Genomic DNA, 13417 nt, shown 5'->3' with positions numbered 1-13417 from the left:
GTACCGACGAAAAGTGCCTTAAGTGGAGAGAATCGAGTGGTAAAAATATGGAACTAGTCTGCCCTGCGGGAAGCCTGCCGGCTCTCGAAGCTGCGGTCGAAAACGGCGCGGATGCGGTGTATATCGGCTTTAGCGACGAAACCAACGCGCGCAATTTTGGCGGCCTCAATTTCAACGACAAAACATCAATGCGTGCGCTGGAGCGTATTCGCAGTCGCGGCAAAAAACTGTTTGTGGCGATCAATACCTACGCCCGCCCCGGCACCTTTTCCCGCTGGCAGGCGGCGGTCGACCGCGCCGCCGGTCTCCATGCGGACGCCGTGATCCTGGCGGATATCGGGCTGATGGGGTACGCGCGGGACAGGCATCCGGAATTGCCCCTTCACCTGTCGGTACAGGCCTCCGCCACCGGTGCGCCGGCGCTGGCGTTTTATCACCGGCAATTCGGTATCCGCCGCGCGGTACTGCCGCGGGTACTGTCCCTGAAACAGGTGCAGCAACTGGCCGCCGCCAGCGAGGTGGAACTGGAAGTGTTCGGTTTCGGCAGCCTCTGCATCATGGCCGAGGGCCGCTGCCACCTGAGTTCCTATGTTACCGGCGAGTCCCCCAACCTGAACGGGGTCTGTTCCCCGGCCAAAGCGGTGGAGTGGCGGACCACGGAGCAGGGCCTCGAGACCCGCCTGAACAAGGTGCTGATCGACCGCTTTGCCGACAACGAGCACGCCGGTTACCCCACCCTGTGCAAGGGGCGCTTTATGGTGGACGGCAAGCGCCAGCATGCGCTGGAGGAACCCACCAGTCTCAACAGTATGGCGCTGCTGCCGGAACTCAGGGCCGCGGGCATCCGGGCGATCAAGCTGGAAGGGCGCCAGCGCAGTCCGGCCTATGTGGCACAGGTGGTGCGCACCTGGCGCGAGGCAATCGATGAGGTGATGCGGAGCGGTTCGGACTTTTCGATCACCGAGCGCTGGCGCACCACCCTGGCGAAAAACGCGGAAGGCAAGCAAACCACCCTGGGCGCCTACGATCGCCCCTGGCAGTAGTGGAAGGAAGAGGAAGCAACATGCAGCTCGCTCTGGGTCCTGCGCAATATTACTGGACGCGCACCGATATCAATCTGTTCTACGAAAAAATGCTGTCGGCGCCGCTGGATATTATTTATCTCGGCGAGGTGGTGTGCGGCAAACGGCATCAGTTGCGCGCGAGTGACTGGCTGACACTGGCGCAGACCCTCACGGAGGTGTCCGATAGCCAGATAGTGCTCTCTACCCTGACCCTGCTGGAGTCGAATGCTGACCTTAACTGGGTGCGCAAGATCTGTGACAACGGGCAGATGCTGGTGGAGGCCAACGATATGTCGGCGGTACAGCTGCTGTCGGACGCGCGGGTGCCGTTTGTCGGCGGTCCGGCGCTCAATATCTATAACCAGCACGCGCTGGCACAGCTGATGTCTGCGGGCATGGTGCGCTGGACGGTGCCGGTGGAAATGAGTGCACGGCAGCTCGGCGAAATACTCGACAGCTGTGACAACAAGCCGGAAGTCGAACTGTTTGCCTACGGCCATATGCCACTGGCCTATTCGGCGCGCTGCTTTACCGCCCGCCACCTGGGGCTCGACAAGGACAACTGCGGATACCGCTGTATGGAATACCCCGAGGGTTTGCCGCTGGCCTCCCAGGAGGGGGAGTCCCTGTTTTTGATCAACGGCATCCAGACCCTGTCCGGGGAACCGGTCAATCTGTTGCCCCACTATGCACAGCTGTGCGAACTCGGGATCGATATCCTGCGCCTGTCGCCGCAGTGGCAGCGGATGGAAGAAATCATTGCGGCCTTCGACGCTGCCCGCCGCGGCGAGCCCGCCCAAGAAATCCTGCCGGCGGGTGTGGATGGCTACTGGTGTGACCGTCCCGGTCTTGAATTGATTGCCCGCGCACCCGGCTGAATCGCCGGGGCGCAACCTGAAAAACATATTTCGGACTCACATATCGGAGGTCCCTATGAACCCACTCCTGGCAACCGACAACACCCGGCAGCAACCGCTGTTCCTGTCCCCGGTCAGCGTCAACGGGGTTGAGATTCCGCAATCGCAGATCTATGCAGAAATGCAGTACTACCCGGCACCGACACCGCAGGAGGCGGCCTATCGCGCCGGCCGCGCCATGGTGCTGGGGCACCTGTTGCGCCGCGCGGCGGCGGCACAGGGCTTGTGTAAAGAGGATGCGGATATCAACGGCGAGGCATTCGAGTCCGCGGTGGAGCAGCTGCTGGCGCGGGAGGTGCAGGTTGCAGAATGCAGCCGCGAGGAACTTGAGGATTTCTACAACAATAACCGTCAGTTTTTCCTGTCGTCGCCGCTGGCGGAAGTGCGTCACATTTTGATCCCGGTCAGCCCCGGTGACGATGCGGTGGATGCCTGCGAAGCGCGGGCTCTGCAGTTGTTGCAGCAGATCACCGATGCCGCCGATCCGCTGGTAACGTTTTGCGAGCTCGCCCGCAGCCACTCCGCCTGTGACTCCGCCAAGACCGGTGGCAGTCTGGGCCAGGTCAGCGGGGGAGAAATGGTGCGCGCTTTCGACCAGGCGGTGTTCTCAGGCACTACCGGTCTGGTACCGGAGTTGGTGCGCACGGAATACGGCTGGCACCTGATTTATGTGGAGCAGATGCAGCTCGGGCGCGAACTGGAATTCGATTACGTGGAAGACAAGATTCGGGAATACCTGGCGGAGCGCAACCGCAGAATTGCGCTGGATGGATATATGCAGCAACTGGTAGCTGCAGCGGAAATCAGCGGGATTGATATGCTGGCGGAGGTGCCGCGACCGAATTGATCGATCCTTCCTGTACTCCCTTTGTAAACATCAAGGGCGTGGCTACCAAGTAGCCGCGCCCTTTTTCGTGTTGTTCTCGCTTTTACTCCGGTCACTGCCTGTGGATAACGTTGCTGTGCAATGCCTGATCCAGGCAGTTTTCGGTGTTGCACTTCTGTACTACCAGCTCGTTAATTCCCAGTTTTTGCAATTCTGTGCGGATCTGTGCGATTTCTTTTTCCGTGGTGAGTGACGGGTGGCGGGTGAGGCGTACCTGCAGGGGGATGCCGGACTCTGCCAGCAGGCGGGCGCTTTCCCAGGCGGGGGTGCCGCTGTGGCGGACGTTGGTGATGGCGGGGTAGTTCTGTGGCAGGGCTTTGATGTCGAGGCCGACCCAGTGGAGTTTGGGGATGAGTTTTGCGAGTCTTCTGGGGTAGATGCCGGCGGTGTGCAGGCCGGTTTTGAAGCCGAGTGCTCGCACCTGGTTGATGGCGTTTTCGAGGGCGGGTTGGGCGGTGGGTTCACCGCCGGAGAAAACGATGGCGTCGAGCAGGCCCTGGCGTTGTTGCAGGTGGTGCAGTAGTTGTGGCCACTGGTAGAGGTCGTCGCTTGTTGCTGGCAGCAGGCTGCCGTTGTGGCAGTAGCGGCAGCGCCAGGGACAGCCCTGGCAGAAGACGACGGCGGACAGGGCGCCGGGGAAGTCGATGGCGGTGAAGGGAGTGAAACCGCCTACTCTTAGTTGTTCGGGCATTTTTGAGTGCGTCTTTTCGAAGTCCGGTGGCGGTTCTTTAGCCATTTCTGTGGCGGTGCTACTGACGGTAAAGACTTGCCAGACACGCCGTGAACCCATCCATGGGGGCTCTTCTAAAACATCCCTGTTTTAGAAGATCTGGCAAGTCTTTACCGTCAGTAGCACCTTCGCATCGAGTTCAATACTTCGGTTCGGACTTATTGGACTGCTTTCTTTTCTGTAGCGACGAAATATTTTCGCTCGCTGTGCTCCGACTGCTTGCCCGGATTCCAGAAAGAGACCGGGCGGTGGTAACCCATGACACGGCTCCAGACTTCGCAGGGGGTACGCTCTTCGTTACTCAGGACGATGGTTTTGGTTTCCATGGCTTTTATCCTCATTTTTTGGGTTTTACCGGGGGTTGATCATTTTCAGTGTTCGCAACAGCCGCGTTTCTGGGCGATCAGTTCTTCGTCGCACTGCGGGCAGAAGGGGTGTTCACCGCTCAGGTAGCCGTGTTTGGGGCAGATGGAAAATGTGGGTGTGACGGTGATGTACGGCAGGCGGAAGTTTTCCAGGGAGCGGCGTACGAGTTCGCGGCAGCTGGCGGCGTCGGGGAGGCGTTCGCCGAGATACAGATGCAGGACGGTGCCGCCGGTGTAGAGGGTTTGCAGGGCTTCCTGGCGTGCGAGGGCTTCGAAGGGGTCGTCGGTAAAGCCGACGGGTAGCTGCGAGGAGTTGGTGTAGTAGGGGGCTTCGCTGCTGCCGGCCTGGAGGATGTCCGGGTAGCGCTTTTTGTCTTCGCGGGCGAAGCGGTAGGTGGTGCCTTCGGCGGGGGTGGCTTCGAGGTTGTAGAGGTGGCCGGTGGCTTCCTGGAATTCGGTCATGCGCGCGCGGATATGTTGCAGCAATCGCTCTGCCATGGCGTGGCCATTTTCGGTGACGACGCTGTCGCAGTCGTCGCTGAAGTTGCGCAGCATTTCGTTGATGCCGTTGACGCCGATGGTGCTGAAGTGATTGCGCAATGTGCCGAGGTAGCGCTTGCTGTAGGGGAAGAGGCCGGCGTCCATGTGGCGCTGGATGACTTTGCGTTTGACTTCCAGCGAGTCCCGCGCGAGTTCCAGCAGGCGGTCGAGCGCGCGTATCAGGGCGGCTTCGTCGCCGCGGTGCAGGTAGCCGAGGCGCGCGCAGTTGATGGTGACCACGCCGAGGGAGCCGGTCTGCTCGGCGGAACCGAACAGGCCGTTGCCGCGTTTCAACAGTTCGCGCAGGTCGAGCTGCAGGCGGCAACACATGGAGCGCACCATGTTCGGGCTGAGATCCGAATTGAGGAAGTTCTGGAAATAGGGCAGGCCGTAGCGCGCGGTCATTTCAAACAGGCGCTCGGCATTTTCGCTGTGCCAGGGAAAGTCCGGGGCGATGTTGTAGGTGGGGATGGGGAAGGTGAACACGCGGCCACGGGCGTCGCCCTTGCTCATGACTTCGATATAGGCGCGGTTGATCAGGTCCATTTCTTCCTGCAGCTCGCCGTAGCTGAACGGCATTTCCTCACCGCCGATTACCGGCACCTGTTCGCGCAGGTCTTCCGGGCACACCCAGTCGAAGGTGAGGTTGGTGAACGGGGTCTGGGTGCCCCAGCGCGAGGGCACGTTGAGGTTAAAGATCAGTTCCTGCATGCACTGGCGCACCTGTGCATAACTCAACTGGTCCTTGCGGATAAACGGTGCCATGTAGGTATCGAAGGAGCTGAATGCCTGGGCGCCGGCCCACTCGTTCTGCAGGGTGCCGAGGAAGTTGACGATCTGGCCGACCGCGCTGGACAGGTGCTTCGGTGCCGCCGATTCCACCTTGCCGGGCACGCCGTTCAGGCCCTCGTTTAGCAGGGTGCGCAGGGACCAGCCGGCGCAGTAGCCGGCGAGCATGTCGAGGTCGTGGATGTGCAGGTCGCCGTCGCGGTGGGCGGCGCCGATCTCCGGGCTGTAGACGTGGTTGAGCCAGTAGTTGGCGATCATCTTGCCGGCGCTGTTGAGGATCAGGCCACCGAGGGAGTAGCCCTGGTTGGCATTGGCGGCCACGCGCCAGTCCGCCTGCTGCAGGTACTCGTCGATGGACGCACCCACATCCACCAGGGTCTGGCGGTCATTGCGCAACTGCTGGTGGCGGCTGCGGTAGGCGATGTAGCCGCGCGCGGTGTCGAGGTGGTTGTTGCTGATCAGCACCTGCTCGACGATGTTCTGGATGTCCTCGATATCCACCGGCATCTCACCATGGAAACGGTGGCCGATCACTTTCACCACCTGCGCGCACAGCAGTTCCGCTTCGTCGGCGCCGAACGCATTGGCGGCCTGGCCGGCGGCGAGGATGGCGCGATTGATGCGGTCGCGGTCGAACGCCAGGGTGCGGCCGTCGCGCTTGCGCACCAGGTGGCGCTCGCCGGCGTTGGAGCTGATTTGCCTGCTGGTGTTTTGTTTGTTGGTTTGTGTGTGGGTACTGTCTGGGATCGGTGGCAGGGACATGGTGTCGGGCATCCTTCGCTGATTTTTTCCCGGATACTACCGGTGCGCAGCAGAAGGCTCTTGATCTGAATCACTATATATTGTGTTGGTTAAAATTTTTATCGCCATATATTGTGTATTTTTGTGTGGCTTGACGAAAAGCAATCAGGGGGATGAGAACAGCGCCAGCATTGCCAGCAGGGTTGCACCCCACAGGCCGCAGAGAATTTTCCAGAACAGCGAGGCGTGCTGTTGCTGTGGGTCTGCGGGATCGTCGCGCAGGTAATCCGGGTTGGGGTTCGCCAGGTCCGCCATAAAGGTGTCCAGGCTGTGGTAGCGCTGCTCCAGGTCGATGGCGCAGCCGCGTTCGAGGGCGCGATCGAACCAGAGGGGAATTACCGGGTTGAACTGGCTCGCGCTGCGGTAGTGCAGCTGCTCATAGTCGCTGCGCGAGCGACAGTCAGCGATCGTTTCACCGTAGGGCAGTTCGCCGGTGAAAACCTCGTAGGCAATGGTGGCCAGCGCGTAGATATCGCCCTGGATACCGCTGTTGCGGCCGAGGAGATAGTGGGGGTCGGCGTAGCTCGCAGTGCCCAGTGCGGCGGGGTGTTGCAATGGGCGGAAGACTTCCGCCGATCCGGCAATATACACCGAACCGAAATCAATGATTTTCACCCGAGCGTTTTCGTCGAGCATGATATTGGCCGGCCGCAGGTCCTGGTGAATGGTTTCCTGTTCGTGGAACGCCGCCAGCCCTTCGGCAATCTCGCGGATGATGCGGAAGGCTTCGGTGGGTTTGGGGAAACGGTTGCGGGCGATCCAGCTCGCCAGGGTGCCGCCCTCGATATATTCCATCAGGTAGTAGAGTGCGCTGCGCCGGCGGCTTTGCCGGCAAATCCGTACTACGCGATCACTCTGGATGCGCAGACCGATCCACTCTTCCTGTATGAAGCGGTCGATGTAGTGGACATCGTCCTCGTAATTGACCGAGGGGGTTTTCATCACCAGGGTGTTGCCGCTCTCGCTATCGCGCACCAGGTAGAGCTGGCTGCGCTCCGACGAAAACAGTTCCCGTATCACCGTGTAGCCGTCCAGTACCATGCCCGGGTCCAGCGCTGGTGGAAACGGCAGGCGGGTAAGCTGGTGGTTGTATTCGTCGAGGGTGGTGGTGGGCAGTGCGGTGACTTCTACCACCAGCGCGGTGAGGTTGTCGTCGCTGCCGCTTTCCTCGGCGTAGCGCACCAGGGTCTCGGCCTGCTGTTGTGCATTTAGATCGTGCCGCCGCAATACCTCCGTGGCAGTTGCTGCCGGAACAAAATCGTGGACGCCGTCGCTGGTCAGTAAATAGCGATCGCCCTGTTGCAGGGGAATTCGGCCGTAATCCACCTGCAGGCTGGTATCCATGCCCAGTGCGCGGGACAGGATGCGGCGGCGGTGGCCGAGGGTGACGGTGTGATCGCGGGTCAGTAGTTCGAGTTTGCTGTCGCGCAGCCGGTAAATACGGCTGTCGCCCACATGGAAAAAATGCGCGCTGCGGGACTTGAATACCAGTGCGGAAAAGGTGCACAGGAAGCCCTTTTCCTGCTGGGCAAAATCGTGGCTTTTGCGGTACAGCTTGTTGTTGATCGAGGTCAGCACCTGCTGTCCGGCGCGCGCCGCGGACCAGGTATCCGGTGCGCGGTAGTAGTCGCTGACAAACTGCGCGGTGGCGGTGCGGCTGGCAAGTGCACCAGCCTCCGCCGAGCTCACGCCGTCGGCGACCGCGGCCACCGCACCCAAGTATTCCTGCAGGTGCGGATCAGTGGGCCAGTGGAACACCGCCGCATCTTCATTCTGCGGCTTGATTCCGGCGCGGCTGCAAATACCCGATTGCAGTTCGAGCTGTTGCATTTATTCCACGCTGATCAGTTGCACGGTGCCGTCCGGCAGTACCTCGGCAATTTTGCCCCTGGGTTCGTCCAGGAAGGCGCAGGCAAAGAACACCAGTCCGGCGGAGGCGGCAATGATCAGGAAGAAGCTGCTGTAGTCGACAAACGACAGCGCGGTCAGGTAGGTCACTGCGCCCACGTTGCCATAGGCACCGGTCATGCCGGCGATCTGCCCGGTCATGCGACGCTTCACCAGCGGCACCACCGCGAACACCGCACCTTCCCCCGCCTGCACGAAGAAGGAACAGGCCATGGTGGCAAGCACCGCGACGGAGATCCACCAGCCGCTGTTGATCTGGCTCAATACCAGGTAACCCACGGCGAGCCCGCCAATCAGGAACATCAGGCTGCGGCGGCGACCCAGGCTGTCGCTGAAGTGTCCGCCGGTGGGGCGGGACACCAAGTTCATAAAGGCGAAGCCGGAGGCCAGCAGTCCCGCCTGTACCGCGTCGAGACCGGCGAAGGTTTCGAGGAAGAACAGTGGCAGCATGGATACCACTGCCAGTTCGGAACCGAAGGTAACGAAATAGGCCAGGTTGAGAATCGCCACCTGCTTGAACTGGTATTTCTCCAGCTCGGGCACCCCCTGTTGCAGGTGTTCCTTGTTCACGTGCCAGATCTGGCGGGTCTGTACCGCGAACAGCAACACCAGCACTCCCCACAGCAGATAGGTGGTGTCACTGCTCAATAGCTGCACACCCGCCGGCGACAGTTTGTAAGCCAGTGCCGCCAGTGCCAGGTACATGGGGATATTCATCAACAGGTAGAAGTACAGGTCCTTCTTGCTGGTGACTTCCAGGCCGCCGGATTTTTTGGGTTTGAAGTAGGTGGAATCCTTCGGCGTGTTGCGTGCAACGCGGTAATAGAAGAGCCCGTACAGGCCGGCAATGACCCCGGTGAGGCCGAGCGCGTAGCGCCAGCCGTCTTCACCGCCAAATGCCAGCGCGATGGTCGGCAGGGTCATGGCGCCGGCGGCGGAACCGAAGTTGCCCCAGCCGCCGTAGATGCCTTCCGCCAGGCCCACCTGCCGGGCCGGGAACCACTCCCCCACCATGCGGATGCCGATCACAAAGCCGGCGCCGACAAAGCCGAGCAGGAAGCGGAACAGTGCCAGCGATTCATAGCTGTCGGCGGTGGCAAATCCCAGGCAGATACCGGACGAGATCAGTAGCAGTGCGCTGAAAATCGAGCGGGGTCCGAATTTATCCACCAGCATGCCAATGATGATGCGCGCCGGAATTGTCAGCGCCACATTCAGGATCAACAGCGCCTTGACCTGCTGGCTGCTGAGATCGAAGGCCTCCTTGATAAATACCAGCAGTGGTGCGTGGCTGAACCAGACCACGAATGTCAGGAAAAACGCGAACCAGGTGATATGCAGTGTCTTTATTTTGGGATCGCGCCAGTTGAAGAGATTGAGACCGCTCGATGTGCTCATTGCAAATCCTCTGCTTGAATTGATGTAGCAATACCGGATGCCGTTCATGGTAAAAGGTGACTACAGAGAGGAAAGCGGACATTGGTGGTAACTCCGGGGAAATTTTTTTACTCCTGAGACCGTCTACCACTTTTGGAGACGATGCGGGTTGAAGGGAAGGGCAGTTATGTATGCTGGCACAGCCGCTTACCGCCGCACTGTGAGCGCAAGACTTACTCCGAAAGTGGTAGTCCGCGTGTGGAAATCCGCGTGCCGGAATTTTTATGGGTAGCCGCACCGGTGCCTGGATGCTCCCGCGTAAAATTGCGTAACCGACAGACAGAAAGCGATCCCCTATGCTCTCGCCACAAGAGTCCCCTCTGCCGTCTCCGATGCAGTACACCGAGCGACTTGCCGGCCGCGCGCTGGTGGCGACCACTGCCATATTCGCGGCCAATTTTTCCGTATGGACCCTGTACGCGGTGCTGGGGGTGTCCATTGCCGATCAGCTGCAATTGTCCGCCACCCGCTTCGGACTGCTGCTGGGCGCGCCGATGCTGAGCGGTGCGCTGCTGCGCTTTCCCGTGGGTTTACTAGCGGAACTGGTTTCCGGCAAAAAGCTGCTCCTGCTGCAGACGGTGCTGGTGATTCCGATACTGCTGCTGTTGCCGCGCATTCACGGTTACGGCGGCTATCTGCTGGCGGGACTGTGGCTCGGGATTTCCGGGGCATCTTTCGCCGCCGGCATCCGCTATATCAGCCCCTGGTTCGAGGGCCGCCAGCAGGGTATGGCGCTGGGAATTTTTGGCGCTGGCAATGCCGGTGCCGCGATTACCCTGTCGCTGGCGCCCGCCATCGCCGCCTGGTTCGGGGCAGAGATGATTGGCCCGCTCTACGCCGCCGGACTGCTGGCGGTGGCAGTGCTGTTTGCATTCTGGGCGCCGGAGGAAACGCGCTACATGCGCAGCCGGCGCAGAAAGGATATCCGTTTTCACCTGCGCCCACTGGGGGAACTGCGGGTGTGGCGTTTCGGGCTCTATTACTATTTCGTATTTGGCAGTTTTCTCGCGCTGCTGCTGTGGTTGCCGCAGTACTACCTGGAGGTTTACGGGGTTTCCACGCGCACAGCCATGGCACTGACGCTACTGTTTGTCGCCGTGTCCAGCAGTGTGCGTGCCCTGGGTGGCTGGTTTGCCGACCGCTACGGCGCCCGCGCGGTCAACTGGAGTGTGTTCTGGACCTGCCTCGTGTGCCTGTTCTTTCTCAGTTATCCGCCCACCAGCATGACCATTCACGGTGTGCAGCGGGATGTCCACCTGGAGATCGAGGTGGGTATTGAACTGTTTACCCTGTTGATCCTGGTGATCGGTATTGCCCAGGGATTCGGTCGTGCCGCCATGTACAAAATCGTCCACGACAAGTACCCGCAACATATGGGCAGTGTCGGTGGCACCGTTGCCACCATCGGTGCCCTGGGCGGTTTCAGCCTGCCGGTCATGTTTGGTATGGCGCAGGATATTGTGGGTATTCACAGCGCGGCCTTTATGTTGCTCTACGGTGTGCTCGCGGTGTGTATGCTGGCGATGTATCTGGCGGTGCAGCGCGATGGCTTGCAGCAGCGCCTGCTGTTTGCCCGCCAGCACAATTTCCTGCGCGAAGATTAATTGGCGGAAATTTGCGGAAATTGAACAACCCGTTTTTTACTACCAAATTCGGATAACGCATCGGGATTGCAGGTGGTAGTGGTATCGGGGCAGTACGCCATTTGGGTAATTATGGACGCGGGTGAACGGGTGTAAGTTGCCGACAACTACCTGATGGCAACATCTTCACCACAGTCGCAGAGGAACAGCGCATGAGCCCCCGTAAACTCCCCCAACTTATTTGTGCGACACTGATCGGCGCTGCCAGCGCAAGTGCACTGCAGGCACAGGCCGCCGATGACAGCAGCTCGCCGACCCTGATCGATGCACTGCAAAACGGCAAGGCGGGGGTGACCCTGCGCTACCGGCTGGAAAATGTCGACCAGGCCAATCTCGCCGACGACGCCAACGGCTCCACATTGAAAAGCCGCCTCACCTGGGACAGCGGAAGCTATCGCGGTTTTAGTGCCGGGCTGGAAATGGATGACGTCAGCGCGATCGGTAACGATGCCTACAACTCCACCGTCAATGGCAATACCCGCTACCCGGTGGTCGCCGACCCGGAGGGGACGGAAGTCAACCGGGCCTTCCTCAAATATTCCGCCGGCGACTACACCGCAACCGCCGGCCGCCAGCGCATCAATCTAGGTGACCAGCGTTTTGTCGGCGGCGTCGGCTGGCGCCAGAACGAGCAGACCTACGACGGCTACCGCTTCCAGTATGGCGACAGCGAATCCCTGAGCGTCGATTACAGCTATGTCTACAACGTCAATCGCATTTTTGGCGAGGACAGTGCCAGGGGCGACCTGCGCGGCGATATCCAGCTGTTCAACCTGCGTTACCCACTGGCCCGGGGGCACGAGGTGTCCCTGTTCTTGCTCGACCTGGATCTGGCGAACGCGGTAGACGCATCCAGCCGCACCCTGGGACTGGACTATCAGGGGGATTTCGGTCCGCTGCAGGCGCACCTGCGTTACGCGCAACAGAGCGACAGCGGTGACAGCACCCTGAACTACAGCGCGCCATATTACCAATTGGAGGTAGCCGGCGCGCTGGGCCCGGTCAATGCCCGGCTGGGGCACGAGGTGCTGGGCAGTGACAATGGAGTAGGCTTTGCCACGCCGCTGGCGACCCTGCACAAGTTCCAGGGCTTTGCCGACCAGTTTCTGGCAACACCGGGGGCGGGGGTGCAGGACAGTTACCTGGGCGCCTCTGCCGGCCTGGGCGGTGGCCAGCTCGGGGTTACCTATCATCAATTCAGCGCGGCGGAGGGATCGGCGGACTGGGGCAGCGAGTGGGATCTCAGTTACGGCCGCAAACTCACCGACAACCTTACCGGGCTGCTGAAATTTGCCAGCTACAGCGCCGACCAGCACAGCGTGGATACCGACAAGGTCTGGCTGCAGCTGACCGCCAGTTTCTAAATCCGCATCGACCGATCAGTAGCGGGCTTGCGGGCAGAGGGAGTACCACCTTTGCCCCAAGCAGAAATCTCCCCCGCTGATACACTGCCAGCAGTCTAAACACCGAGCTCCCGGGCCTAAGCGCGACGCGTATGGCACGAGAGCCGTGGCGGGGTCGGCTTTCCCCGCCACCAGGGTCGCTCGAGAAATCGGCCGGCCTCCCGATCTTGGAAAGGCGTTTTTGGAAAGGCATTTAATGTTACAAGACAGTTTTGGACGCAGGTTTTACTACCTGCGCCTCTCCGTCACCGACCTGTGCAATTTCCGCTGCAACTACTGCCTGCCGGATGGTTATCAATGTGCGGAATCCATTGCCGCGGAGCAGCCGTTGAGTGTTGCCGAAGTGGCCACGGTGGTACGCGCCTTTGCCGCCCTCGGTACCGAGAAGGTGCGCCTGACCGGTGGCGAGCCCTCACTGCGCAGGGACCTGCCGCAGCTGATTGAAGCCGCAAGTCGGGTCGCGGGTATTCGCCGGGTCGCCATCACCACCAACGGCTACAAACTCTCCTCCCAGATCGATGACTGGCAGCGCGCCGGACTGAGTCAGTTGAACGTCAGTCTCGACAGCCTGGATCCCCAGCAATTCAAAGCGATTACCGGCCACGACAAGCTGCAGAAAATCCTCGGGGGAATCGATCGCGCGCTGGCGCTGGGTATTCCCACCAAGGTCAACGCGGTATTGCTGCGGGAACACAACCTCGCTGAGTTCAACCAGTTTCTCGACTGGATCAAGGTGACCCCGGTGAGCCTGCGCTTTATCGAACTGATGCGCACCGGTGACAACCGCGATTTTTTTGCCAGCAACCATGTGGCCGGTAGCGATATTGAACAGTTGCTGTTGCGCAGCGGCTGGCTGCCGGTGGCGCGCGCCCGCGATGACGGGCCGGCAAAGGAATACGCCCACCCGGACTACGCCGGCCGCATCGGCCTGATT

Annotated in this window: 9 protein-coding genes, 1 pseudogene and 1 riboswitch; of the genes and pseudogenes, 6 read left to right on the top strand and 4 right to left on the bottom strand. The window is 60.6% G+C overall.

Annotated elements, in window-relative coordinates; all coding sequences use genetic code 11:
- The first annotated feature begins 47 nt into the window (after positions 1 to 47).
- Genes QZ511_RS07675 through QZ511_RS07665 form a run of 3 tightly spaced genes read left to right on the top strand, consistent with a single transcriptional unit; the run spans position 48 to position 2828 of the window.
- Positions 48 to 1043: a peptidase U32 family protein gene (locus QZ511_RS07675; RefSeq protein WP_295801326.1), complete on the top strand. Its 996-nt coding sequence runs from the start codon at positions 48 to 50 to the stop codon at positions 1041 to 1043.
- Positions 1044 to 1063: 20 nt separating this feature from the next.
- On the top strand, positions 1064 to 1942 hold the full coding sequence (locus QZ511_RS07670) for a U32 family peptidase (RefSeq protein ID WP_295801323.1): 879 nt from the start codon (positions 1064 to 1066) through the stop codon (positions 1940 to 1942).
- 55 nt (positions 1943 to 1997) lie between these two features.
- Positions 1998 to 2828 carry a peptidylprolyl isomerase gene (locus QZ511_RS07665; RefSeq protein ID WP_295801322.1) on the top strand — a complete coding sequence of 277 codons (831 nt, stop codon included), beginning with the start codon at positions 1998 to 2000 and terminating at the stop codon, positions 2826 to 2828.
- A gap of 91 nt (positions 2829 to 2919) precedes the next feature.
- Here the strand turns inward: QZ511_RS07665 and QZ511_RS07660 are convergent, their stop codons facing one another.
- The 4 genes and pseudogenes from QZ511_RS07660 to QZ511_RS07645 form a co-directional block, all read right to left on the bottom strand.
- On the bottom strand, positions 2920 to 3558 hold the full coding sequence (locus QZ511_RS07660) for an anaerobic ribonucleoside-triphosphate reductase activating protein (protein ID WP_295801320.1): 639 nt from the start codon (positions 3556 to 3558) through the stop codon (positions 2920 to 2922).
- 197 nt (positions 3559 to 3755) lie between these two features.
- Positions 3756 to 6053 (bottom strand): annotated as a pseudogene (locus QZ511_RS07655) (ribonucleoside triphosphate reductase).
- A gap of 144 nt (positions 6054 to 6197) precedes the next feature.
- The gene (locus tag QZ511_RS07650) at positions 6198 to 7922 is read right to left on the bottom strand and encodes a bifunctional protein-serine/threonine kinase/phosphatase (RefSeq protein ID WP_295801319.1); all 1725 of its coding nucleotides are present in this window, start codon (positions 7920 to 7922) and stop codon (positions 6198 to 6200) included.
- On the bottom strand, positions 7923 to 9398 hold the full coding sequence (locus tag QZ511_RS07645; RefSeq protein ID WP_295801318.1) for a NarK family nitrate/nitrite MFS transporter: 1476 nt from the start codon (positions 9396 to 9398) through the stop codon (positions 7923 to 7925).
- A gap of 335 nt (positions 9399 to 9733) precedes the next feature.
- On the opposite strand from QZ511_RS07645, the gene QZ511_RS07640 reads away from it, so the two are divergent.
- From QZ511_RS07640 to moaA, 3 genes are all read left to right on the top strand, one after another.
- On the top strand, positions 9734 to 11041 hold the full coding sequence (locus QZ511_RS07640) for a nitrate/nitrite transporter (protein WP_295801315.1): 1308 nt from the start codon (positions 9734 to 9736) through the stop codon (positions 11039 to 11041).
- A 191-nt stretch (positions 11042 to 11232) separates the two neighbouring features.
- Positions 11233 to 12444 (top strand): alginate export family protein, encoded by a 1212-nt coding sequence (locus QZ511_RS07635; RefSeq protein ID WP_295801313.1) that lies wholly within the window; start codon positions 11233 to 11235, stop codon positions 12442 to 12444.
- Between the two features lie 88 nt (positions 12445 to 12532).
- Positions 12533 to 12677, top strand: a riboswitch (molybdenum cofactor riboswitch).
- Positions 12678 to 12679: 2 nt separating this feature from the next.
- On the top strand, positions 12680 to 13417 hold a 738-nt coding region (gene moaA / locus QZ511_RS07630), incomplete at its 3' end, for a GTP 3',8-cyclase MoaA (protein WP_295801311.1).

This window comes from uncultured Microbulbifer sp., from assembly GCF_913055755.1.
In the GTDB taxonomy this organism is placed as follows: domain Bacteria; phylum Pseudomonadota; class Gammaproteobacteria; order Pseudomonadales; family Cellvibrionaceae; genus Microbulbifer.
This window is presented reverse-complemented; position numbering and strand designations above follow the sequence as displayed.

Coding starts and splice junctions, on each gene's coding strand:
- QZ511_RS07665 (WP_295801322.1), top strand. CDS start 1,998: ATGAACCCACTCCTGGCAACCGACAACACCCGGCAGCAACCGCTGTTC.
- QZ511_RS07635 (WP_295801313.1), top strand. CDS start 11,233: ATGAGCCCCCGTAAACTCCCCCAACTTATTTGTGCGACACTGATCGGC.
- QZ511_RS07670 (WP_295801323.1), top strand. CDS start 1,064: ATGCAGCTCGCTCTGGGTCCTGCGCAATATTACTGGACGCGCACCGAT.
- QZ511_RS07650 (WP_295801319.1), bottom strand. CDS start 7,922: ATGCAACAGCTCGAACTGCAATCGGGTATTTGCAGCCGCGCCGGAATC.
- QZ511_RS07660 (WP_295801320.1), bottom strand. CDS start 3,558: ATGCCCGAACAACTAAGAGTAGGCGGTTTCACTCCCTTCACCGCCATC.
- QZ511_RS07645 (WP_295801318.1), bottom strand. CDS start 9,398: ATGAGCACATCGAGCGGTCTCAATCTCTTCAACTGGCGCGATCCCAAA.
- QZ511_RS07675 (WP_295801326.1), top strand. CDS start 48: ATGGAACTAGTCTGCCCTGCGGGAAGCCTGCCGGCTCTCGAAGCTGCG.
- QZ511_RS07640 (WP_295801315.1), top strand. CDS start 9,734: ATGCTCTCGCCACAAGAGTCCCCTCTGCCGTCTCCGATGCAGTACACC.